Raw genomic sequence first — 23,444 nt, forward strand, 5'->3', positions numbered from 1 at the left:
GTGGACAGTCAAACCGGGCGTTCCGCCGTCGAGGCACAGTTCGAGACCCATGACGGGCAGTCGCTGTTCTACCGCCACTGGCCAGCCAGGGATGACGCGCCGCAGGGTGCCGTGGTGCTGTTCCACCGGGGCCACGAGCACTCCGGGCGCATCGCCCACCTGGTCGATGAGCTTGACCTGCCGGGACACGCCTTCTTCGCATGGGATGCGCGCGGTCACGGGCGTTCGCCGGGCGAGCGCGGATACAGTCCCAGCCTGGCGACGTCGGTGCGCGATATCCAGACCTTCGTCGACCACATCGCCGCCGTGCATGGCATTCCGGTCAGCCGCATCGCCGTGGTGGCGCAAAGCGTCGGCGCGGTACTGGTGTCCACCTGGGTGCATGACTACGCGCCACGGATCCGCTGCCTGGTGCTGGCCTCGCCGGCATTCAAGGTCAAGCTCTACATACCGCTGGCACGGCCTGGACTGAAGCTGATGCACAAGCTGCGCGGCAAGTTCTTCGTCAACAGCTACGTCAAGGCCAGGTTCCTGACGCACGATCCGGAGCGCGTTGCCAGCTACCAGCAGGATCCGCTCATCACGCGCCCGATCGCCGTCAATATCCTGCTCGATCTCTACGAGACCGCCGAGCGTATCGTGGCCGACGCGGCCGCCATCACGGTGCCCACGCAGCTGCTGATCTCGGGCGCCGACTGGGTGGTGCACCGCGCGCCACAGGACGCCTTTTTCGAACGGCTTGGCTCGGGCGTGAAAGAGCGTATCGTGCTGGACGGCTTCTATCACGACACCCTTGGCGAGCGCGACCGGGCGCAAGCCGTGACGGCCGCGCGGCGCTTTATCGTGCGCGAGTTCGAGATGCCGTCGGCGCCAGTCTCGCTGCTCGATGCGGACCGCAGGGGCGTCTTCAAGGACGAGTCCGACCGCCTGGGCCGGCCCGCAGCCGGCCCGGCCGGCATGTACTGGGCCCTGACACGGGCCGGCCTGAAGTTCGGCGGCCTGCTGTCGGACGGCGTACGCCTCGGGCAGCAGACCGGTTTCGACTCGGGCTCCACGCTGGACTACGTCTACTGCAACAAGGCGCAGGGCAGGTTCGGGATCGGACCGCTGATCGACCGCGGCTACCTGGACGCTATCGGCTGGCGCGGCATCCGCCAGCGCAAGGTGCATGTCGAGGAGTTGCTTGGCCAGGCCATCGGCACCCTGCGTGCCGCCGGCGTGCCGGTGCGGATCGTCGATATCGCGGCGGGCCACGGCCGCTACGTGCTCGAGGCCCTTGCCGCCAAGGTGTTCAACGGCTCCGCCGCGCAGCACGTGCAGAGCATCCTGCTGCGCGACTACAGCGACATCAACGTCAAGCAAGGCCGCGCACTCATCCGCAGCAAGGGCCTGGCGGATATCGCACGCTTCGAGAAGGGCGATGCATTCGACGGTGACGGGCTTGCCGCGCTCGACCCGGCACCCACGCTGGCCATCGTCTCCGGCCTGTACGAGCTGTTCGGCGACAACGCCATGGTGGCGCGCTCGCTGGGCGGCCTCGCCCGGGCGGTGGCGCCGGGCGGCTACCTGGTCTATACGGGGCAGCCCTGGCATCCGCAGCTGGAGTTCATCGCGCGCGCGCTGACCAGTCACCGCGCAGGTTCGGCCTGGGTCATGCGGCGCCGCTCGCAGGCCGAGATGGACGAACTGGTCCGCCAGGCGGGCTTCGAGAAGATCGCGCAGCGCATCGATCCGTGGGGCATCTTCACGGTCAGCCTGGCGCGCAGGGTCGCGTGATGTTCCAGCAGCAGGCCGAAGGCGGCAGCGCAGGCACGGCGCCGCGCATGGACGTTGCCGAAACCCGTCCGTGGGGTTTGGCGCTGGCCTTGCTCTGCGCCATGGGCGTGCTGTTTTTCTCTTCCTACGGCTTCGCCAACTGGCTGGCCAGCTTGCGCGCGGACGTGCCGTATTTCTACTTCGGGTGGGAACGGCATATTCCCTTCGTACCGTGGAGCATCGTGCCGTACTGGTCGATCGATCTGCTCTACGGCCTGTCCTTCTTCCTGTGGCGCACGCGCGCGGCGCTCATCACGCATGCCAGGCGGCTGCTGGCGGCGCAACTGATCTCGGTGGCCTGCTTCATCGCGTTTCCGTTGCGCTTTGCCTTCGAGCGCCCGCCGGCGGACGGCTTGCCGGGCCGTCTGTTTGCGCTGTTGGGCGGCTTCGACAAGCCGTTCAACCAGGCGCCGTCGCTGCATATCAGCTTGCTGGTGATCCTGTGGGTGGCCTATGCCATGCATGCGCGCGGTGCCTGGCGCTGGCTGCTGCATGTGTGGTTCGCGCTGATCGGCATCTCGGTGCTGACCACCTACCAGCACCATGCCATCGATTTGCCGACCGGCTGGCTGGTGGGCTGGTTCTGCGTCTTCCTCTTCCCGCTGGGGCAGGGCGAGCGGCGGGGCGTGGCCGGGCGCGGGGTGCGCACGCGCCAGCTTTCCGTGCGCTACGCCGCCGGCGCCCTGGGGGCCGGCGCGCTGGCGCTGGCGGTGCTGCCAGCCTCGGCCCTGGCGGCGTTGCTGCTTGGCTGGCTGGCGCTGGCGCTGGCCTGCGTGGCAGCGATCTACCGGCGGGGGTTGCCTGCGTTGTTCCAGAAAGGGCCCGACGGCAGCATGCCGATGGCGGCGCGGTGGGTGCTGGCGCCGTACCAGCTTGGCGCCTTTGCCAATTCGCGCTGGTGGACGCGCGGCCGGCCGCAGGCCAGCGAGATCGTGCCCGGTATCTGGGTGGGCCGCTTCCCCGACGCAGGCGGGCTGCGCCGGCTTGGCGCGCAGGCGGTGCTGGACCTGACCGCGGAATTGCCGCGGCTCGCGCCCGCCGGCATCCCCTATCGCTGCGTGCCGGTGCTGGACCTCACCGTGCCGCCGCCCGCGCAACTGGACGAAGCGGTGGCCATACTGGAAGCCTGGCATGGCGAGCGCCGCACGGTGCTGGTCTGCTGCGCGCTGGGCTATTCGCGCAGCGCACTGGTGGCCGCGGCCTGGCTGGCCGCACGCACCGGTGCGCGCGCCGTCGATGAGCCGCTGGCCCTGCTGCGCAAGGGGCGACCGCAAGTGGTGCTGCGCGCGGACAGCGTCGCGGCGCTGGCGGATTTCATCGGCCGCAGGCAGGCGGCGCAGTCTTCGGAAGGAACGGGCCATGGCGAGCGCAATGGATGACGACGGCCTGAACGACGGCGGCAGGCGCGATGCCGCCGCCGCGCACTGGGTGGCGCAGGCCACCGCGGGCGGGCTGGAAGCCGCGACCAGGCTGACATGGGCCGGGCTGGTGCTGGCGCTGATCAACGTACTGCTGGCCGGCACGCTGTCGCCGGCGGGCATGGTCTATCTCGCGCTGGGGATCGTGGCCGCCCTGTCCGGCGCCGTACAGTTGTGGCTGCTCGTGCGCGTCACCATCGATTGCCGGCTGTTCAAGGTGCTGGCCGATGTGATGGCGGATAGCGACGCCGGTGGCCTGGCGGGCAGTAGCGCGCCGCTGGCGGCACTGGATCGCGCGCTGCGGCAGTTGGGCTGGCTGAAGCCCGGCGTCCCCGGCGCCGCCAGCCGGAATCTGGTGGAGCGCGCCCGCGGCGCGCTGCGCTTGCTTCACTGGGCCGCGGTGCTGGCCGCCCTGCAATTGCTGGCGGCGCTGTTGCTACTCCTGCTGAGATAACGTGCAATGTGGATTTCCAAGCTGGTGGCACGCGCCATCATCCTGTTCGCTCGCCTGCTGACGGGCATGCAGGCGCGCTGGAACGGTTGCCTGCCGGCAGCCGTGCAGCGCATCTACTTCGCCAACCACAGCAGCCACGGCGATTTCGTGCTGATCTGGGGTTGCCTGCCGCCGGACCTGCGCTCGTTGACGCGGCCGGTGGCTGGCGCGGATTACTGGGACAAGTCCGCCGTGCGCCGCTTCATCGGGCGGGATGTCTTCAATGCCCTGCTGATCGACCGCACCAAGGGCAGCCAGGGTGGCGACCCGGCTGCCGATCCGGTCGCGCTGATGAAGACAGCGGTACTGCGGGGAGATTCGCTGATCCTGTTTCCCGAAGGCACGCGCAATACCACCGATGAACGGCTGCTGCCGTTCAAGAGCGGCATCTATCACCTGGCGCGCGTGTGCGGCAGCGTCGAGTTCGTGCCGGTGTGGATCGACAACCTCAACCGCGTGATGCCCAAGGGTGAGATCGTGCCGGTGCCGCTGCTGTGCACGGTTACCTTCGGCAAGCCGCTCACCCTCGGCGAGCAAGAGAGCAAGGACGATTTCCTGGCACGTTGCCGTGCCGGCCTGCTGTCGCTGGCGCCGGCGCTGGAGTAGGGACCATGATCCAATCTTATTCGAACGTACTGCGCGAGACGTGGGTGCTGTTCGCCGCGGTGTTCGGCGTGCTGGTACTGGCCTCCGCCGTGACGGCGGTGCTGCGCTGGCGCATTGCCGGAGGCCGCCCGCACGCGGTGATCGACAACCTGGGCGCACGTGTATCCGCGTGGTGGTGGATGATCGGCGTGCTCGGCGTGGCGTTCATGCTGGGGCGCACCGCCATCATCGTGCTGTTCTACCTGCTGTCGTTCTTCGCGCTGCGCGAGTTCGTCACCATCACCACCACCCGGCGCGGCGATCATCGCGCCATCGTGGCCGCATTCTTTGTCTTCCTGCCGCTCCAATATGTACTGGTCTATATCAGCTGGTACGGGCTGTTCTCCATCCTGATCCCGGTCTATGCCTTCCTGATCCTGCCCATCCTGTCAGCGCTCTCGGCCGAGACCACGCGCTTCCTCGAGCGTTGCGCGGGCGTGCAATGGGCGGTGATGATCTGCGTGTTCTGCATATCCCACGTGCCTGCGCTGCTGACCTTGCCGATCCCGGGCTTCGAGGACCGCAACCTGCTGCTGATCGCCTTCCTGGTGATCGTGGTGCAGGGCAGCGACGTCCTGCAATATGTCTGGGGCAAGCTGTTCGGCAAGACCAGGATCGCGCCCTTGCTGTCACCGTCGAAGACCGTAGAAGGCTTTGTCGGCGGCGTGGCCAGCGCTACCGCCCTGGGTGCTTCGCTGTGGTGGATCACGCCCTATGGATCGCCCTGGAAGGCCGGCCTGATCGCGCTGGTGATTGCCTTGATGGGTTTCCTCGGCGGGCTGGTGATGTCGGCCATCAAGCGTGACCGCGGCATCAAGGACTGGGGCCATATGATCCAGGGCCATGGCGGCATGCTCGACCGGCTCGACTCGGTGGTGTTCGCTGCGCCGATTTTCTTCCATGTCACGCGTTACTGGTGGGTGCCCTGAGCCAGTGCACGCGCAAGCATGCGCGGGCGGGCGCAGGCCACGCCGCATGCCGGCGCCGCCGCTGTGCGGCTTCGCCAGCGCAGTGGCGGTTCGGGCTGGTGCGGTGGAGGTGGACCTACGGGGCCATCCTTCCTGGCGTATACCCGGACACGCCGAACCGGGTTCGCGCCGCCTGCCTCGGCATGGGGCGGTACGTGCACCCGGGTGCGTGAAGGATGCTGCCATGGCGGCGCGCGCAGGGCCGTGAAATATGCCGTAGGAAATGTCTGCTCCAGCATTGGCGCAAGACCCTGTAAAATCCTCGCCTACAGGCGCGGCTCGACCCGCCCGGATTGCCCCCTTCCTTCCCTTTGCCGGCCCATCCTCGCCGGCAAAGTCAATTACGAAAGTCATGTCAGAGTCTGATGAAGCCAGAGTAGCCGCGGCGGCGTGGGTCCGTGAGCAGATGGATCGCCACGGCCTCACGCTCGAAGATTTGGTCGAAGCTGGTTGCTTTCCCGCATCGCTGCAGGAGCAGGACGAACCGGACGCCGAAGCGGCAGAGGTCGTGGAGGCGCCACAATCGCTGGCGGTCGCCAGGCCCGCCACGCCCCTTTACCGCAACGCCCTCGGCCAGAGCTGGGACGGCACCGGGGAGCGGCCGGAATGGCTGCAGCGCGCGGTGAACGCCGGGCAGTCGATGGAATTCTTCCGGGTCGAATAGCCCGGGGGACTGGCAGCGGATAACGGCGCGCGCGCCTACTGCGCCGCCGCTTCCACTTCCAGCGCCGTGATCGTCAGCGCGCCATTCACGCGCGCCACGCTGAACCGCACCCGGTCGCCTTCCTTCACCCGCCCGACCATGGCGGGATCCTGCACGCGGAAGATCATCGTCATCGCCTGCATGTCCAGGTTGGCGATAGGGCCATGCTTGATGGTGAGTTTGCCGGCAGCGGCGTCCACTTTGCGGATTTCGCCTTCGGTCATCGGGGCCGGTGCCGCGGCAGTGGCGCTGGCGGTGGCCGCGCCGGTTGCGTCGGCCGCCATCGCGGGCAGCGCGGCCGGGGCGCTCAGCAGCGCGAGCAGGGCGATCAGGGATGTGCTGGGTTTCATGTCGGTTCCTTGTTCCTTGTTCCTTGTTCGTTGGCGTTCGGGGTAATCAGCGCACGCGGATCTGGCCGCGCATGCCGGCGTCGAAGTGGCCCGGTTGCAGGCAGGCGAATGGCACGCGGCCGCCGCGCGTGAAGTGCCAGACCAGTTCGCCGCTCTTGCCGGCATCGAGCGTGACGGCATTGGGGTCGGCGTGTTCCATCTCGGGCATCTTCAGCATGGCGGCGTAGTGGGCCTTGAGGTCGGCGTCGCTGCCGATCACCATCTCATGGCGCAGCCGGCCGGCATTGCGCACCAGGAAACGAATGGTTTCGCCGGCGCGGACGGCGATCTCCGACGGCGTGAAGCGCATGTCGTCGCTCATGTCGATGACAATGGTGCGGCTGACCCTGGACGCATCGCCAGGCTGGCCGATTGCGTCGCCGCCCTCGCTGGCATGGTGTCCGGCATGGTCGCCCGCGGCAAACGCCGGGGACCATGCGAAGACGCTCGCTGCGGCCAGCAGCGCGGCTGCCGCGCGGGATTTCAGTTTGCTCATCGGTCTGGTCATTTGCCTGCGCCTTTTGCCTCGGTGTATTCGAATGCGACCGTGCCCTTGGGGTGGCGGTACCAGCCCGGATCGCGATAGTCGTCGCGGCCGAGCCCTGCGCGCACCTTGAGCACGCTGAACATGCCGCCCATTTCGATGGGCCCGAACGGACCCTGCCCGGTCATCATCGGCAGGGTGTTGTCCGGCAGCGGCATCTCCATGCCGCCCATGTCCGCCATGCCGGCTTCGCCCATCGCCATGTAGTCCGGCACCAGGGCGTTCATGCGCTTGGCCAGGTCCTTCTGCTTGACGCCGATCATGGTCGGCACCTGGTGTCCCATGGCGTTCATGGTGTGATGCGACTTGTGGCAGTGGAAGGCCCAGTCGCCCGGATTGTCGGCCACGAACTCGATCGCGCGCATCTGGCCCACGGCCACGTCCGTGGTGACCTCGGGCCAGCGCGCGGACGGCGGCACCCAGCCGCCGTCGGTGCCGCTGACTTCGAAGCGGTGGCCGTGCAGGTGGATCGGGTGATTGGTCATGGTCAGGTTGCCGAAGCGGATGCGCACCCGGTCGCCCAGGCGCACGGGCAGGCTGTCGATGCCCGGGAACACGCGGCTGTTCCACGTCCACATGTTGAAATCGGTCATCTCCGCCACGCGCGGGGTGTAGGAGCCCGGATCGATGTCGTAGGCCGAGATCAGGAACACGAAGTCGCGGTCCACCCGCATCTGTGCCGGGTCTTTCGGATGCACCACCAGGAAGCCCATCATGCCCATGGCCATTTGCACCATCTCGTCGGAGTGCGGGTGGTACATGAAGGTGCCGGCGTGCTTCATCTCGAATTCGTAGACGAACGTCTTGCCCGGCGGGATATGCGGCTGCGACAGGCCGCCCACGCCGTCCATGCCGGCCGGCAGGATGATGCCGTGCCAGTGCACCGTGGTGTGCTCCGGCAGCTTGTTGGTGACGAAGATGCGCACCTTGTCGCCTTCCACGCATTCGATGGTTGGCCCCGGGCTCTGGCCGTTGTAGCCCCACAGGTGCGCCTTCATCCCCGGGGCGAACTCACGCTCGACCGGCTCGGCCACCAGGTGGAACTCCTTCCAGCCTTGCCGCATGCGCCACGGCAGGGTCCAGCCATTGAGCGTGACCACCGGGTTGTAGGGCCTGCCGGAGGCGGGCTGCAGCGGCGGCTGCGTGGCCGTGCTCGATTGCAGCGGTGCCTCGGGCAGCATCGCCGCGCCGGCGCGCGACACCAGCGCCGCGCCGAGCATGGCGGCGCCGGAGCCATGCAGGAATTGTCGTCGGGTGACCATGTTCAGTTTCCTTTGGGCAGGGCTGCGCTTTCCGGGCGGGCGGCGGCCACGGAAGACGGTGCGGAGGGCAGGGAAGGCGGGCGCGCCGGAGCCGCTGCGGCCGGTGGCCTGGCTGGCGCGCCTGCGCCGTCGGGCAGGCGGCCGCCAAGCGCGGCCTGCAGCTCGGTTTCGGCCAGCCAGTATTCGCGCAGCGCGTCGAGGTAGCCATTGACGGCGTTGACCTGCTCGCGCGCGTCCGACAGCAGCTCGAACACGCTGAGCAGCATGCCGTTGTAGCGCAGCAGGGCTTCGTCGGAGATGCGCTTGCGCAGCGGTACCACCTCGTCGCGGTAGTGCCGCGCGATATCGTAGCGGGCCTGATAGCCGGCGTAGCTCTCGCGGACTTCCGAGCGGGCGTTGATCGCGTTTTCCGCCAGCCGGCTGGCCGCCTGCATATAGACCGCCTCGGCGCGCGCCACGCGCGCGCCGCCCCAGTCGAACAGCGGGATCTCGAGATTGATGGCATAGCCGCTTTCGGTGGGCTTGGCCGTTTCGGAGTTGCGCAGGTAAGCCACGTCGATCACGCTGATGAAACGCGTGGCGCGCGTGAGGCCGAGCGAACGCGCCAGGCTCTCCAGCTGCACGCGGCCGGCCTGCAGGTCCAGGCGATTGCCTACTGCATAGCCTTCGAGGTCGGCGAGTGCGGGGCGCGCCTTCGGCAGGTCTGGCAGGCGCTCCGGCAGGCGGTACTGCGCGCCGCTGCCCCACAGGCCGAGGCGGCGCGTCAATTGCTCGCGTGCCGCCAGCGCCTGCTGGCGCGCACGGGCGAGCTGGGTGGTGGCGTCGGCATAGAAGGCCTGTTCGCGTGCATGGTCCAGGGAGCTGACGTTGCCCGCGCGCGCAAGATCGCGGGCGAACAGCGCGCCGGTCTCGGCCGCGTGCCTGACCTGTTCGGCATAGCGCACCGCCTGTTCCGCGGCGACCGCGTTGACGAAGGCCTTGCGTGTTTCGAATGCATGCCGCAGGAGGCTGTCGGCCACCGCCAGCCGGGTCTGCGCAAAGCGGTCCTGCTCGATGCGCGCCGCCAGCGGCAGCGTCAGCAGGTTGACCAGGCCCACCGCGATGGCGCGTTCGATCTTCAGGTCGTCGCCCTGGCGCGTGCGGCTGAAGGAGAAGCCGGGATTGGGCAGGCGCGTGGCCTGCACGTATTCGGCCTCCGAGATGCCGAGTTCGGCGAATGCGGCCTGCAGGCCAGCGTTGTTGAGCAGCGCGACCTGCACCGCGCTGTCTGCATCGAGCGGCTGCGCCAGCAGCGACCGGGTGCGCTGGTAGGCGTCGGCGCGCTCCTGGTCGGAGCGGATCCACAGCGCGTCCGTGCCCAGCCGTTCGCGCGCAGCAGTGGCAGCAGTGCCGAAGCCGCCGTCGTCGCTGAAGCTGGCGCAGCCGGCCAGCAGCAGGGCGCAAGTAGCCACGGCCGCCCGCAAGCACCCTGGAATGGAGAGAAACATGCGGCTTCCTCAGTGATGGCGGGCGTGGCCGCCGGGAGCGGACGCGCTGCCGCCGCCGTTGCCTGGCGCTGCCGGCCCTGGCGTGGCTGCGGGGGCATCGGATGCCTTTGCGGGGAGCGCGCCTGGTGCTACCTGCGCATTGGTCTGGCGCCAGGGCGCCACGGCCTGGGCCTGGAATGGCAGGTAGCCAGCCAGGACGTCCAGCGATGGCAAGGACGGCACGGGTGCGCCGGGATCGAGTGGATCGGCGGGCGCGGCCGGGCTGGAGGCGGCGTTGGCGCTGGCGCCGCTGCCGGGCTGGGCCGATGACAGGGCCGGCCCGAGCAGCAGGCACGCTGCCGCCATAAAGCGGACGAAATGCATGACAACCTCAGTGTTCGTGGATTGCGCCATGGTCGGCGCGGGGCAAGACGAACCTCAGCGAGCGTGCGATGGACGCACCTCGGGTGTCAGCAGCGTGCGGCGGGGGGACGGTCGGAGGGAGCGGGGAGAAAACCCGAGAAGGCCGCGAGCGCGGCCTGGGGGGCAGCGTGGCCGTGGCTGGCCAGCGCGAGTTCGGGCAGCACGGTGGGCATTACCGCGCCGAGCGCGCATGCCGAGCATGCGCTGCAAGTGCCGTTGGCGCCGTGCCCGGCGTGGTGGCTCTTGGCATGGTGATCGGGATGGGCCGGGTGGGCGGCGGCATCCGCCATATCGTCCACGTCGTGCGGCGCGGCCGTCGTTTCCTCGCAGTGCGCGCCGGCATGGCCGGCCAGGGCCGCTTCCGCCTGTGACTTCATGGCGGCGTGGCGCAGCATCATGGAGTCGATGGCCGGCGAATCGGCCGGCATGAGCGCCCCGGGCGATGCCTGGATCGACTGCGCCGTGCTGCACACCATCATGACTGCCGCCGCGATACCCTGTGCGGGCAGCGCGATCATGGCAAGACACAGCAGGAAGCAGCTCAGGAGGCGTTTCATCGAGGCCGGGCGAAAATGGATGCGGTATTGTACCTGCATTGAAAGCCGCGCGACCATGACGCCAACATGACAATGCTGACATCTTCGGCCATCGTTGCGAATCCTCGTATAGCGTGTCGGTGTGTTGCGAGCGGCGCGAGGGATGGTGGACAGCCGCTGGCTGGCCAGGAGTGAATGGAAATGCGCATACTGATTGTGGAAGACGAGCCCAAGGCGGGGGATTACCTGCGCAAGGGCCTGGGTGAATCCGGCTTCGTGGTGGACCTCGCGCGCGACGGCGTGGACGGGCTTGCCCACGCGCGCGGGCAGGAGTACGACCTCATCGTGCTCGATGTCATGCTGCCTGGCATGGACGGCTGGAAGGTGTTGCAGGAGCTGCGCCGCGAGCGCGATACGCCGGTGCTGTTCCTCACCGCGCGCGACGAACTGTCAGACCGCCTCAAGGGCCTGGAGCTCGGCGCGGACGACTATATGGTCAAGCCCTTCGCCTTTGCCGAACTGGTCATGCGCATCCGCACCATCCTGCGGCGCGGACCGCTGCGCGAGAGCGAACTGATCGAGGTGGCGGACCTGCAGATCGACACTGTCAAGCGCCGCGTCACGCGCGACGGGCAGAAGCTCGAACTGACCTCCAAGGAGTTCACGCTGCTGCAATTGCTGGCGCGCCGCCGTGGCGAAGTGCTGTCGCGCTCGCTGATCGCCTCCCATGTGTGGGACATGAACTTCGACAGCAACACCAATGTCGTCGATGTCTCCATCCGGCGCTTGCGCGCCAAGGTCGACGATCCTTTTCCCCGCAAGCTGATCCATACCCGTCGCGGCATGGGCTACGTGCTCGAGGACGAGGATACGCAATGATCCGGGCGTCATGATGCGTTCCGTGCTGCGCCTGCCCGCTTCGCTCACTGCCCGCATGGCGCTGGCCTATGGCGCGGCGACCGTGGCCATTCTGGTGGCGGTGGGCACCTACCTGGCCAGCGCGCTCGCTACCCAGTTGCAGGAGCGCGACGAAGGCGAACTGGTCGGCGAAGTGCTGCTGGTGCGCCATCTGCTGCGCGAAGTCAGCACCGAAGCCGAGGTCCGCGCCGACACGCATCGCTTCGCCGATCTCGCGCTCGGCCACGAAGGCCTGATCCTGCTGGTACGTGGCAGTCAGGGCGAGCCCCTGGTGACGCTCAATCCGCGCCATGAGCCGGTGCCGGTACTCCCGGTGCTGCCGGCCACCGCGGCGCCGGACAAGACGCTGCTGCGGACCTGGTACCCCCGCAACGGCGTGGCCTCGCGCGGCATCGCCGCGCTGGGCCAGCTCGGCGATAGCGAACGCACCGTCGAGATCGTGGTGCTGCGCGATGCCGGCTACCGTGTCGCCTTGATGAAAGCCTACCAGTCGCAGATGCTGTGGGCGACGCTGTGCGGGGCCGCGGTGGCGGCCGGCCTTGGCTACCTGCTGGCGCGGCGCGGCCTGCGGCCGCTGCGGCGCATGGCCGAAGACGCCTCCGCCGTGACCATGAGCAGGCTCGCCACGCGTCTCGACGCCGGGCAGGCACCCACCGAGCTGCGCGCGCTCGTCGACGCGCTCAACGACATGCTTGCCCGTCTGGAAGACAGCTTCCACCGGCTCTCAGAGTTCTCGGCCGATCTGGCGCACGATTTCCGCACCCCGATTAGCAACCTGATCGGCCAGACCCAGGTCACGCTCGGCCACAGCCGCCCGGTGCAGGAATACGAAAACCTGCTCGAGTCCAACCTGGAAGAATACGAGCGCCTCGCCCGCATGATCGAGAACATGCTGTTTCTCGCCCGCGCCGATCACGCACAGGTCGCCATGAAGGTGCGCGCGCTGGATGCGCGCGCCGAACTCGACAAGGTAGCGGAGTATTTCGAGGCCGTGGCCGCGGACCGCGACATCAAGGTGCGGCTGGCCGGGCACGGCATCGTGCGTGCCGACCAGACCCTGCTGCGGCGCGCCGTGACCAACCTCGTGGAAAACGCCTTGCGACACGCCCCCGCCGGCAGCGCCGTCGACATCCGCGTGACGGCCGACAGTGCCGCCACCACCATCCGGGTCGGCAACGGCGGCGCGGGCATCGCGCCGGACGCGCTGCCGCATGTGTTCGGCCGCTTCTACCGCGGCGATCCCGCGCGCAGCAACTCTTCCACTTCCACCGGGCTGGGGCTGGCGATCGTCGACACCATCATGCGCCTGCATGGCGGCCGCGTCAGCGCGCGCAGCCGTCCCGGGGAGACGGTGCTGGAGTTGTCGTTTCCGGTAGCGAACCCCTCGGCGGAACGCGCCAGCGGGTAGGCCGCCTTGCGGCGGCGCGCGGCCTGCGGACCGGCTGCGCGCTCTGCGCGCCATGCGGCAGGACCATCCTCATGGCCCTGCGCCACGACTTCGGCTACGGCACGATCAGCCTTCCGGGAGTGCCGGCGCCATTGGCGTGCCGGCTCCGGCTTCCTCCCGCTCCTCCTTCTCCTCGTTCTCCTCCTTCTCCCACTCATCGCGCCGGTGCGCCAGCCGGTAAAGCACCGGCAGCACCAGCAGCGTCAGCGCGGTGGAAGACAAGATTCCCCCGATCACCACCGTGGCCAGCGGCCGCTGTACCTCGGCCCCGGTGCCGGTGGCGATCGCCATCGGGATAAAGCCGAGCGAGGCCACCAGCGCGGTCATCAGCACAGGGCGCAGGCGGGTGAGGGCGCCGGTGTGGATGGCCTCGTCCAGGCCCTTGCCTTCTTCGCGCAGGCTGCGGATGAAGGAGAGCATCACCAGGCCATTGAGCACCGCGACCCCCGACAGCGCGATGAAGCCGACCGCGGCGGAGATGGACAGCGGAATGCCGCGCAGCCATAGCGCGAGGATGCCGCCGGTGAGCGCGAAGGGGATGCCGGTGAAGACGAGCAGGCCGTCGCGCATGTTGCCGAACATGGCGAACAGCAGCACGAACACCATCAGCAGTGCCACCGGCACCACGATCTGCAGGCGGGTGGTGGCGGACTGGAGTTGCTCGAAGGTGCCGCCCCAGGTAACCCAGTAGCCAGCCGGGATCTTGATCTGGCGGTCCAGCGCAGCCATGGCTTCGGGGACGAAGCTGCCGACGTCGCGGCCGCGCACGTTGGCGCTGACGACGATGCGGCGCTTGCCGTTCTCGCGCGAGACCTGGTTGGGGCCGGGCGCGAGCGTGAGCGTGGCGATCTCGCCGAGCGGGATGTAGCTGGTGGGGGCGGCCTCTGCGTTGCGCGCGGCGCCGCCCCTGGGCAGCGGGATGGGCAGGCGGCGCAGGGCTTCGACGTCGGCGCGGATGCCTTCGGGCAGGCGCACGCCGATATTGAAGCGGCGGTCGCCCTGGAAGAAGATGCCGGCGTCGCGTCCGCCCACGGCGATGGCGACGGTGTCCTGCACATCGGTCATGTTCAGGCCGTAGCGTGCCGCGCGGGCGCGATCGACATCCACCGTGAGCACCGGCAGGCCGCTGGTCTGCTCGACCTTGACCTCGGCGGCGCCGGAGATCGCCTGCAGTACGCCGGCGACTTTCTGCGCGGTGTCTTCCAGTACCTGGTTGTCGTCGCCGAAGATCTTGATGGCGACATCGCTGCGCACGCCGGAGATCAGTTCGTTGAAGCGTAGCTGGATCGGCTGCGAGAACTCGTACTTGTTGCCAGGGATGGTTTCCAGTTCGGCTTCCATCTGCGCCAGCAGTTGCTCGCGCGGCTTGCGCGGATCGGGCCACTGCGCGCGCGGCTTGAGCATGATGTAGCCGTCGGAGGCGTTGGGCGGCATGGGGTCGGAGGCGATCTCGGCAGTGCCGGTGCGGGCGAAGACGCGTTCGATCTCGGGGAATTTCGCCTTCAGCCGGGTCTCGATCTGCTGCTGCATGGCSACCGACTGSGTCAGGCTGGTGCCGGGTATGCGCARCGCCTGCACGGCGAAATCGCCTTCGTTCAGGTTGGGAATGAACTCGCTGCCCAGGCGCGTGGCGAGCAGGCCGCTGAGCAGCACCGCGACGGCGGCGAACGTCAGCACCACGGGCGTGTTGGCGATGCTCTTGCCGAGCAGGGGGGCATAGGCGCGCTTGGCCCACAGCATGAGGCGGTTTTCCTTCTCGGCGACCTTGTCGCCGATGAACAGCGCCACCGCGGCCGGCACGAAGGTGACGGACAGGATCATCGCGCCGACCAGCGCCAGCACCACGGTCATGGCCATGGGATGGAACATCTTTCCTTCCACGCCGGTGAGCGCGAAGATAGGGATGTACACGATCATGATGATGAGCTGGCCAAAGACCAGCGCGCGGCGGGCCTCCTTCGATGCGGCGAAGACTTCGTGAAAGCGCTCGCTGCGCGTGAGCGGCCTGCCGTGGTGCTGCTGGGCATGGGCCAGGCGGCGCACGCAGTTCTCCACGATGACAACGGCGCCGTCGACGATGATGCCGAAGTCCAGCGCGCCGAGGCTCATCAGGTTCGCGCTGATCTTGTAGGTCACCATGCCGGTGAAGGTAAACAGCATGGACAGGGGGATCACCAGGGCCGTGATCACGGCTGCGCGCAGGTTGCCGAGGAACAGGAAGAGGATGACGATGACCAGCACCGCGCCTTCGACCAGGTTCTTCTTGACGGTGGCGATGGCGCGATCCACCAGCAGGGTGCGGTCATAAACCGTGACGGCCCTGACGCCTTCCGGCAGCGAGCGGTTGATGGCCTCCATACGCTTGTCCACCGCCTGCGATACGGCCCGGCTGTTCTCGCCGATCAACATGAAGACGGTGCCGAGCACGACTTCGCGCCCGTTGTCGGTGGCGGCACCCGTGCGCAGTTCGCGCCCGATGCCTACGTCGGCGAGGTCGCGGATGCGGATCGGCTGGCCTTGCGCGCTGCCGACGATGATCTCGCGGATATCGTCGACCGACCTGACCTGGCCTGGTGCGCGCACCAGGTACTGCTCGCCGCGCCGCTCGATGTAGCCGGCGCCCACGTTAGCGTTGTTCTTCTCCAGCGCGGCCACCACGTCCTGCAGGCTCAGGCCATAGGAAGCCAGCCGCTCAGGGCTGGGCGCCACCAGGTATTCCTTGGCGAAGCCGCCGATGGAGTTGATCTCGGTCACGCCGGGCACGGTGCGCAGCTGTGGCTTGATGACCCAGTCCTGGATCTCGCGCAGGTCGGTGGGCGTGTAGGCGCTGCCGTCGGGCTTCCTGGCGCCGTCTTCGGCTTCCACGGTCCACAGGTAGATCTCGCCCAGGCCGGTCGAGATCGGGCCCATCTGCGGGGCCACGCCGGGCGGGAGGTTGCGCGCGGCCTCCTGGATGCGCTGGTTGACGAGCTGGCGCGCGAAGTAGATGTCAGTGCCGTCCTTGAAGATCACCGTCACCTGCGACAGCCCGTAGCGCGACAGCGAGCGCGTCTGTTCCAGCCCCGGCAGGCCGGACATCGCGGTCTCGATCGGGTAGGTGACGCGCTGCTCGGTCTCGAGCGGCGAATAGCCAGTTGCGGCGGTGTTGACTTGCACCTGCACGTTGGTGATGTCGGGCACGGCGTCGATGGGCAGCCGGCTGTAGTTGTAGACGCCGAGCGCGGCCATGGCGAATACGGCGAGCAGCACCATCCAGCGCTGCGCGATGGCGAAGCGGATAAGTCGTTCGAACATGAGGGTCTCCGCCTTAGTGGCTGTGCTCGGCGCCGGCCTTGCCGAGCTCTGCCTTGATCACGAAGCTGTTGCCTGCCACGTATTTCCAGCCGGTCCTGAGGCCATGCGTGATCTCGACCAGCTTGCCGTCGCTGCGGCCGGTCTTGACCGGCTGGGCCAGGAAGCCGCCCGGCACGACGACGAACACCACCTGCTGGTCGCCGTTGCTCTGCAGCGCCTGCGCGTCGATGGCGACCGGCACGTCGGCGCTGGAATCGGTGACGGCCACGGTGACGAACAGCCCCGGGCGCCAGGCCATCTTCGGGTTGGGCAGCGTGACGCGTGCCGTGGCGGTACGGGTCTGCTGGCCGAGCAGGGAGCCGACGTAGGACACCTTGCCGCCGGCCTTGCCGTCGAAGGCCGTGGAGGCAATCCGCACCTTCTCGCCGACGCGCACGCGGTCCAGATCCTTGGGCGCGATCACGAACTCGGCCCATACGCTGCTGAGATCCGAGATGGTGAAGACATTGGCGTCCGCCGCCACGGCTTCGCCGAGCGCGAGGTGCTTCTCCACCACGGTGCCGTCGAATGGCGCCCGCAGCTCGAAGCGGTTCAGTGCGCGCGCATTGCCCGCGTTGCCACTGGCACCGATGGCGGTGAGCTTCTGCGTGGCGTTCTGGGTGGCGATGCGGGCTTCCTGCAGCGCGGTGCGCGCCGCAAGATAGTCCTGTTCGGCCGAGATCCTGTCCTCCCACAGCTTTTTCTCGCGGCGGAAGGTGGATTCGGCGAGTTCCAGGCGCTTCTGCGCGGCCAACAGTTCGCTGCGCTGGTCCGACAACACGGTGCTGGCCAGCACCGCCAGCAGGTCGCCCTTCTTCACCTGCTGGCCGAGGTTGGCGGAGACATTTTCCACCACGCCGGCCACGCGTGGCACCACGTGGGCGGTGCGGTCCTCGTTGAAGCGGATCTCGCCGGGGAAGGCAACGGTGCCTTCGATACGCGCCGGGCCGGCGCTCTGCAATGCCAGCCCCGCGCCCTGGATCTGCTCTGGCGTCATCTCGATGCGACCTTCCTCCCTGGCCAGCTTGATGGCAAGCGGTGCACTCGCACCTGGCAACGTCACGTCCAGGCGGGCTTCGAAAGCATGGGGCTCGTCGATGGCGCCTTCGCTCTGCAGATAGGACTGCGCTGGCCTGAAGGCGAGGGTTTCGGCCTCGCCGGTGAGCCGCAGCAAGCGTCCGGAGATCTTGACGCTGCCGGGTGCGACCGGCTTGCCTGCCTGCGCGGCCCAGACATGCATGCGCGGCGCGTCCTGGCCGGCGGCGCCTTCGGCCACCAGCACTTCGACCGTGGCGTCGCCCTGGCGGAACAGCTGGCCGCCGTTGGGGCCGGTGGTGCTGGCGTGGTGTTCGGCGTCGCCGTGCGCGTCCGCGTCGTCGTGCGCGGCGCCGGGCCTGGCGCCRTGATGCTCGTTGTCATTGTGGGCGGCAGCCTCGGCATGGGTGCCGCTGCCGTGCCCGTGTCCGTCCGCGCCGCCGTTGCCACGCCCGACGAAAATCAGCGCCGCGCCGGCCAGCGCGCCGCCGGCCAGGATGATGGCGACGGCCGTTTTCTGCTTGGTGTTCATTGCCATGATGGAATTCCTTTTGAGCCCTGACGGCGCTAGCGGCCGAGAATGCGGTCGATGGTGGTGGCGGCCTGGTAGGCGCTGGCGACCACGCCGAGATAGCGGATGCGTGCCTGGAACCACGTACGCTGCGCATCGAGCACGTCGAGGAAGTTGAACTTGCCGGCTTCGAAGCCGCGCGTGGCTGCATCGAATGCTTGCCGGGCGGCAGGCAGCACCGTGCTCCTGAGCGTTTCGGCCGAGGTGCGCGACACGGTCAGTTGCTGCGCGGCCTGCTGCAGTTCCCTGGACAGCCGCACCTGCGTGGCGCGGTACTCGTCCGCGGCCTTGTCGGCCTGACGCATGGCGGCGTACAGGTTGCCCTGGTTGCGGTCGAACAGCGGCAACGGCAGCGCCACGCCGAGCACCGGCATGGTGCCGCGATCCGAGGCGTTGTCGCGCTTGCTGCCAAGGCTGACGGTCAGGTCCGGATACTGGCGGCTGCGCTCCACGCCGATCACGGCCTGGCGCCGCTCCAGTTCAAGCCGGCTGCTTGCCAGTTCGGGCGCGGCGTCGAGCGCCTGCATCAGGATGGCGCCGTCAGGGCGCGCGGGCAGGGCATCGAGGTTGCCGGCGGCTTCGCTGAAACGGGCTTCGCCGCTGCCCCACAGGCTGGCCAGCGACAGGCGAGCCGTGGCCAGAGCCGCTTCGGCGTCGGCCACCTCGAGTCCGGCATTGGCTTGCTCGACGCGCGCCTTGCTTTCTTCCAGCGGCGCGATCTTGCCGGCGGCCACGCGGCGTGCCGCGGCCTGCGCCCCTTTGGCGGCAATTTCGGCCGAACCGAGCGCCAGCCTGAGCCGTTCCTGCGCGATGACCACGCCGAAGAAGCTCCCGATCACGCTGGCGCGCAGGTCGGTGCGCGTCACGCCAAGCTGGGACTGGGCCAGTTCGCGTGCCTTCTGCGCGGCGCCGATGCGCGCGGCCCGCTTGCCGCCCAGTTCGATGGGCAGGTTGATCTGCGCGGTGGTGGTGCGCGTGTCGCGGCGGTTGTCCTCGAACAGGACCGCCACTTCGGGGTTGGGGATCACCCGCGCCTGGGCGATGCCACCTTCCGTGGCAGCCAGTTCATGGCCAGCGGCGGAGAGCGTGAAGTTGCGCTCGGCCGCCAGGGCCAGGGCATCTTCCAATGTCAGCGCGCCGGCTGGCTCAGCGGAAGATGCGGCAGCCTGCGTGGAAGAGGAGGCAGACGAAGGCGCAGGAGAATGCGCCAAAGAAGGCGCCAAAAAGTCCGAAGAAGGCGCCGCGTCCTGCGCGAACGCGGCCGGGCCGAGCAAAGCTGCCGCCAGCCCGAGCGGCATCACAAATGTTCTCATCGAATTTCACCGGAAGGAAACCAGGGAAGCTCGGCGAGACGAAAGTCTGGAGATGGGTGGAGTCGTCTCGCCGGTCAGGCGGCGAGCGACCACTGCGGACGGTCGGGCGTGGCGCCCGGCGCGGAGAGGAATGACGCGGCAAGCGCGTGGTAGGAGATGGTCATGCCAGGATGCGAGCCCGTGCTGGCAAAGTCCGGCAGCACCAGTTGCGCGCCGGCGAAATGGCAGACCGCGCAATCCAGGTCCGGCAGCTTGGTCTTGCTGCTGCCGTCCTTGGCGTCCCGGCCGTCGGGGCTGTGCTGATCGGTAGCCGCGCCCTGGTGGGCATGACTGTGGTGGCCGAAATGCCAGCTTGCGCCCGCGGCATTGGCGCCGCCGTGCTGACCGTCATGGCCGCAATACGCCGCCGCACCGGCCCAGGCGAACTGGAGCGGCAGAAGGAGGGCGAAAAGCAGGATCAGGAACCGGCGCATGTGGCGGATTATATAGGCAGCGGGTTTGACCATGACGTACGCAGGGGATAAGCAGGCATTTCCCGGGAGATGGCGACAGTGGTGGCCTGCAGGCGCGGACCGGTGATTCGAGCCCGGAAACGGCCGGGGGTTCCCGTGGCCGAAGCGGCATGGCATGCACATTCCCGGCCCGGTAGACGGGGCTTGACCCTGTAGTCGCTCCAGGGTCTTAAATGGCGATAAGCCACAATAAGCAGGGAACACCGCCATGCCTAGCGCAACGCCAGACCAAACCGCCGTCCGTGACCGGAAGGGCAGCAGCCACGACCACGCGCACGACCATGATCATGACCACGGGCACGTTCATGGGCACGTTCATGGACACGTTGATGGCGACGACCACCAGCACGGGCATGGACCGGATGGTGAACAGCATGCGCACCGGCATGCGCCACATGCGCATGACCATCAAGGCCATCGGCACGACCACAACCACGAACACGACCACAAGCACCACCACGCCGGCGAGGCGGCCTGCTGCGGCAGCGCCTGCGCGTCGTCCGGGGTAGCGCCGACAGCCGCCGTGGCGGTGCCGGCGGGCGCGGCAATGGCCACTTATCGTATCGATGCGATGGACTGCCCGACCGAGGAAACCCTGCTGCGCAACAAGCTCGGCGGCATGGCCGGGGTAGCCGCGCTGCAGTTCAACCTGATGCAGCGCGTGCTGACGGTGCACCACACGCTGGATTCGCTGGACCCGGTGGTGCGCGCCATCGAAAGCCTCGGCATGAAGGCCGAGCCGCTGTCGGAGCAGGCGGCCGAACTGGCGCCGCAGGCCGCCAGGCCGTGGTGGCCGCTGGCGCTTGCCGGCGCAGCGGCGCTGGGCGCGGAAGCGGTGGAATGGCTGCACGTGCCGGGGCAGGACTGGCTGGCACCGGTGCTGGCGCTGCTGGCCGTCGCCATCGCCGGCCTCGGCGTGTACAAGAAGGGCTGGATCGCGCTGTCCAACGGCAACCTGAATATCAATGCGCTGATGAGCATCGCCGTGACGGGCGCGATGCTGATCCGGCAGTGGCCGGAAGCGGCCATGGTGATGGTGCTGTTCGCGCTGGCAGAACGCATCGAGGCGGCGTCGCTGGACCGGGCGCGCAATGCGGTGCGCGGCCTGATGGCGATGGCGCCCGAGCAGGCCACGGTAAAGCAGGCGGACGGCAGCTGGCAGGCGGTCGATGCGCGCGCGGTGTCCATCGGCGCGCTGGTGCGGCTGCGCCCGGGCGAGCGCGTGGCGCTGGATGGCCGGGTGCTGCGCGGCCAGTCCACGCTGGACCAGGCGCCGATCACAGGCGAGAGCGTGCCGGTGGACAAGGGCGTGGGCGATGCGCTGTTCGCCGGCACCATCAACCAGGCCGGCGAGTTGGAATACGAAGTGACCGCGGCCGCCAGCGGCTCCACGCTCGCGCGCATCATCCACGCGGTCGAGGCCGCGCAGGGCAGCCGCGCTCCCACGCAGCGCTTTGTCGACCGCTTTGCCCGCGTGTACACGCCGCTGGTCTTCCTCGGCGCGGTGCTGGTGGCGGTGGTCCCGCCGCTGGCGCAGGGCGGCGACTGGAGCGCGTGGATCTACAAGGCCCTGGTGCTGCTGGTGATCGCCTGCCCGTGCGCGCTGGTGATCTCGACGCCGGTGACCATTGTCAGTGGACTGGCTGCGGCGGCGCGGCGCGGCATCCTGGTCAAGGGCGGGGTCTATCTCGAACAGGGCAAGGATCTAGCGTGGCTGGCGCTGGACAAGACGGGCACCATCACGCACGGCAAGCCGGTGCAGACCGACTACCTGCCGCTGGGCGAAGTCGTCGCGGGTGGCGCCGCGGCGAGCGACGCGGCCCGCGTGGTCGCGGCCAGCCTCGCGGGCCGCTCGGACCACCCAGTGTCGATGGCGGTGGCCAGCGCCGCGCGCGCCGCAGGCATCGCGCTGCTCGATGTGCGGGACTTCGCGGCGCTGCCCGGCTACGGCGTGAGCGGCACCGTCAACGGCCGCGCCTACTATCTCGGCAACCACCGCCTGATCCATGAGCGCGGGCTGTGCTCGCCCGAACTCGAGGCCACGCTGGAAGCGCTGGAGCGGCAGGGCAAGACGGTGGTGCTGCTCGGTGCCGATCACGGTGTCGAGGCCCTGTTCGGCGTGGCCGACACGGTCAAGGAGAGCAGCCGCCAGGCAGTGGCCGAGCTGCATGCGCTGGGCGTGCGCACGCTGATGCTGTCGGGCGACAACCCGCACACGGCGCAGGCCATCGCCGGGCAGGTGCAGATCGACGAGGCGCGCGGCAACCAGTTGCCGCAGGACAAGGCGGATGCCATCGCCGCGCTGAGCGTGAAAGGTGGCGAAGGGCAGGCGCGCGCGGCCGGCAGCGGCAAGCGCGTGGTGGTGGGCATGGTGGGCGACGGCGTCAACGACGCGCCCGCGCTGGCGCGCGCGGATATCGGCTTCGCCATGGGCGCGGCCGGCACCGACACCGCCATCGAAACCGCGGACGTGGCGCTGATGGACGACGATCTGCGCAAGATCCCCGCCTTCATCCGCCTGTCGCGGCGTACCTCGGCGATCCTGAAGCAGAACATCGTGCTGGCGCTCGGCATCAAGGCGGTTTTCCTCGTGCTGACCGCGCTCGGCCTGGGCACCATGTGGATGGCGGTGTTCGCCGACATGGGCGCGAGCCTGCTGGTGGTGTTCAACGGCCTGCGCCTGGCCAAGGCGGGGCGGGGATAAAACGACCGCGCCCCCGGGAAAGGGGGCGCGGCAGTCATTCCGGTGCGGCTCAGGGCTGGATGATCAGCTCGCCGCTGCGGCCTTCGATGGCGCCCCAGGTCACCGGGGCCTGCGGCAGGGCCGAGCGGTCCAGGTGGCGGTAAAAGGTGGCCATCGATACCAGCTCGTGGCCCTGCGCGCGCCAGCCGTCCAGCAGCCGGTTGAACACCGGCGCCAGCTTGCCGCCTTCCAGCTCGGTATGCAGCGTGAAGACATGATCGCGCTCGCCTTCGCTCAGGCGCAGGACAGCGGTGTGGACATTGTCCTCGGTCAGGCCATCCGTGCCGATCAGCTCGTCGAGCGTGGGCAGCGTGGTCGGCATCTGCACGTGGCGGCACGCCACGCCGTCGACGGTCGGAATGTAGGGCGCGGTCCCGCGTCCATCGGACGCATAGACCATGCCCCAGTCGTCGATCTGGCGGAAGGCCTCGTCGTTCATCTGCCAGCCCGCCGCGCCGTGGGTGGGCGGCGCCTCGCCGAAGATATCCACGTAGCGGTCGAAGGCGCTCTGCATCTGGCGCCGGGTCCAGGCGGCATCGCGCCCGCGCACATTGTCCTGCCAGTAGACGTGGTCCCAGGTATGGATGCCGCACTCATGGCCGGCCGCGCGCGCCGCGCGCATCTCGGCGGCGCCCTTGCGGCCAATGTCGGGGCCGGGCAGCAGCACGCCGTACATCAGCGTGCGCAGGCCGTAGTTGGAGACCACCGAGGTGCGCGACACCTTCTGCAGGAAGCCGGGGCGAAACACCCGCCGCAGTGCCCAGCCGGTGTGATCCGGCCCGAGACTGAAGAGAAAGGTCGCCTCGGCCCGCACGCGGGCCAGCATGGCGAGCAGCGCCGGCACGCCTTCGCGGGTACCGCGCAGCGTGTCGACGTCGACCTTGAGGGCGATACGGGCCATCGGGCGCGC

At 68.7% G+C, this 23,444-nt stretch carries 20 protein-coding genes; 9 read left to right on the top strand and 11 right to left on the bottom strand.

Going from position 1 to position 23,444, the window contains the following annotated elements; translation table 11 throughout:
- The 6 genes from AC1DK4_RS17010 to AC1DK4_RS17035 all read left to right on the top strand — a co-directional run bounded on the left by AC1DK4_RS17010 (position 1) and on the right by AC1DK4_RS17035 (position 6,003).
- Positions 1-1,776: a bifunctional alpha/beta hydrolase/class I SAM-dependent methyltransferase gene (locus AC1DK4_RS17010; RefSeq protein ID WP_441616985.1), complete on the top strand. Its 1,776-nt coding sequence runs from the start codon at positions 1-3 to the stop codon at positions 1,774-1,776.
- Complete coding sequence (locus tag AC1DK4_RS17015) at positions 1,776-3,194, top strand: phosphatase PAP2/dual specificity phosphatase family protein (protein ID WP_441617112.1); 1,419 nt, start codon at positions 1,776-1,778, stop codon at positions 3,192-3,194. The genes AC1DK4_RS17010 and AC1DK4_RS17015 overlap by 1 nt, the downstream gene beginning before the upstream one ends.
- Positions 3,175-3,687 carry a hypothetical protein gene (locus tag AC1DK4_RS17020; protein ID WP_441616983.1) on the top strand — a complete coding sequence of 171 codons (513 nt, stop codon included), beginning with the start codon at positions 3,175-3,177 and terminating at the stop codon, positions 3,685-3,687. The genes AC1DK4_RS17015 and AC1DK4_RS17020 overlap by 20 nt, the downstream gene beginning before the upstream one ends.
- 6 nt (positions 3,688-3,693) lie before the next feature.
- Positions 3,694-4,332, top strand: coding sequence for a lysophospholipid acyltransferase family protein (locus AC1DK4_RS17025; protein WP_441616981.1), 639 nt, complete (start codon positions 3,694-3,696; stop codon positions 4,330-4,332).
- A 5-nt stretch (positions 4,333-4,337) separates the two neighbouring features.
- Positions 4,338-5,300, top strand: a complete 963-nt coding sequence (locus AC1DK4_RS17030; protein ID WP_441616980.1) for a phosphatidate cytidylyltransferase — start codon at positions 4,338-4,340, stop codon at positions 5,298-5,300.
- Positions 5,301-5,691: 391 nt separating this feature from the next.
- Positions 5,692-6,003: an H-NS family nucleoid-associated regulatory protein gene (locus AC1DK4_RS17035; RefSeq protein ID WP_441616978.1), complete on the top strand. Its 312-nt coding sequence runs from the start codon at positions 5,692-5,694 to the stop codon at positions 6,001-6,003.
- Positions 6,004-6,038: 35 nt separating this feature from the next.
- Here the strand turns inward: AC1DK4_RS17035 and AC1DK4_RS17040 are convergent, their stop codons facing one another.
- The 6 genes from AC1DK4_RS17040 to AC1DK4_RS17065 form a co-directional block, all read right to left on the bottom strand.
- Positions 6,039-6,392: a copper-binding protein gene (locus tag AC1DK4_RS17040; protein ID WP_441616976.1), complete on the bottom strand. Its 354-nt coding sequence runs from the start codon at positions 6,390-6,392 to the stop codon at positions 6,039-6,041.
- A 46-nt stretch (positions 6,393-6,438) separates the two neighbouring features.
- Positions 6,439-6,927, bottom strand: a complete 489-nt coding sequence (locus tag AC1DK4_RS17045) for a cupredoxin domain-containing protein (RefSeq protein ID WP_441616974.1) — start codon at positions 6,925-6,927, stop codon at positions 6,439-6,441.
- An 8-nt stretch (positions 6,928-6,935) separates the two neighbouring features.
- Complete coding sequence (locus AC1DK4_RS17050) at positions 6,936-8,237, bottom strand: multicopper oxidase domain-containing protein (protein WP_441616972.1); 1,302 nt, start codon at positions 8,235-8,237, stop codon at positions 6,936-6,938.
- 2 nt (positions 8,238-8,239) lie between these two features.
- The gene (locus AC1DK4_RS17055) at positions 8,240-9,724 is read right to left on the bottom strand and encodes a TolC family protein (RefSeq protein WP_441643251.1); all 1,485 of its coding nucleotides are present in this window, start codon (positions 9,722-9,724) and stop codon (positions 8,240-8,242) included.
- 9 nt (positions 9,725-9,733) lie between these two features.
- On the bottom strand, positions 9,734-10,087 hold the full coding sequence (locus AC1DK4_RS17060) for a hypothetical protein (protein ID WP_441616968.1): 354 nt from the start codon (positions 10,085-10,087) through the stop codon (positions 9,734-9,736).
- 86 nt (positions 10,088-10,173) lie between these two features.
- Complete coding sequence (locus AC1DK4_RS17065) at positions 10,174-10,683, bottom strand: hypothetical protein (protein ID WP_441616967.1); 510 nt, start codon at positions 10,681-10,683, stop codon at positions 10,174-10,176.
- A gap of 180 nt (positions 10,684-10,863) precedes the next feature.
- Between AC1DK4_RS17065 and AC1DK4_RS17070 the strand changes: the two genes are divergently transcribed.
- Together AC1DK4_RS17070 and AC1DK4_RS17075 are read left to right on the top strand one after the other, a co-directional pair.
- Positions 10,864-11,541, top strand: coding sequence for a heavy metal response regulator transcription factor (locus AC1DK4_RS17070; RefSeq protein ID WP_441616965.1), 678 nt, complete (start codon positions 10,864-10,866; stop codon positions 11,539-11,541).
- A 10-nt stretch (positions 11,542-11,551) separates the two neighbouring features.
- Positions 11,552-12,988, top strand: a complete 1,437-nt coding sequence (locus AC1DK4_RS17075) for a heavy metal sensor histidine kinase (RefSeq protein ID WP_441616963.1) — start codon at positions 11,552-11,554, stop codon at positions 12,986-12,988.
- Positions 12,989-13,093: 105 nt separating this feature from the next.
- Here AC1DK4_RS17075 and AC1DK4_RS17080 read toward each other — a convergent pair whose 3' ends face one another.
- From AC1DK4_RS17080 to czcI, 4 genes are all read right to left on the bottom strand, one after another.
- A complete protein-coding gene (locus AC1DK4_RS17080) occupies positions 13,094-16,321 on the bottom strand; it encodes a CusA/CzcA family heavy metal efflux RND transporter (RefSeq protein WP_441643250.1) in 3,228 nt (1,075 codons plus the stop codon).
- Positions 16,322-16,334: 13 nt separating this feature from the next.
- Positions 16,335-17,933 (bottom strand): efflux RND transporter periplasmic adaptor subunit, encoded by a 1,599-nt coding sequence (locus AC1DK4_RS17085; RefSeq protein WP_441616959.1) that lies wholly within the window; start codon positions 17,931-17,933, stop codon positions 16,335-16,337.
- 29 nt (positions 17,934-17,962) lie between these two features.
- On the bottom strand, positions 17,963-19,279 hold the full coding sequence (locus AC1DK4_RS17090) for a TolC family protein (protein ID WP_441649720.1): 1,317 nt from the start codon (positions 19,277-19,279) through the stop codon (positions 17,963-17,965).
- Between the two features lie 74 nt (positions 19,280-19,353).
- Complete coding sequence (gene czcI, locus AC1DK4_RS17095) at positions 19,354-19,785, bottom strand: cation efflux protein, CzcI family (protein ID WP_441616955.1); 432 nt, start codon at positions 19,783-19,785, stop codon at positions 19,354-19,356.
- A gap of 214 nt (positions 19,786-19,999) precedes the next feature.
- On the opposite strand from czcI, the gene AC1DK4_RS17100 reads away from it, so the two are divergent.
- Positions 20,000-22,495: a heavy metal translocating P-type ATPase gene (locus AC1DK4_RS17100; protein ID WP_441616953.1), complete on the top strand. Its 2,496-nt coding sequence runs from the start codon at positions 20,000-20,002 to the stop codon at positions 22,493-22,495.
- A gap of 49 nt (positions 22,496-22,544) precedes the next feature.
- On the opposite strand, the gene AC1DK4_RS17105 is transcribed toward AC1DK4_RS17100, so the two are convergent.
- Complete coding sequence (locus AC1DK4_RS17105; protein ID WP_441616951.1) at positions 22,545-23,435, bottom strand: polysaccharide deacetylase family protein; 891 nt, start codon at positions 23,433-23,435, stop codon at positions 22,545-22,547.
- Positions 23,436-23,444 lie beyond the last annotated feature (9 nt).

This window comes from Cupriavidus sp. 05N38 (assembly GCF_056397345.1).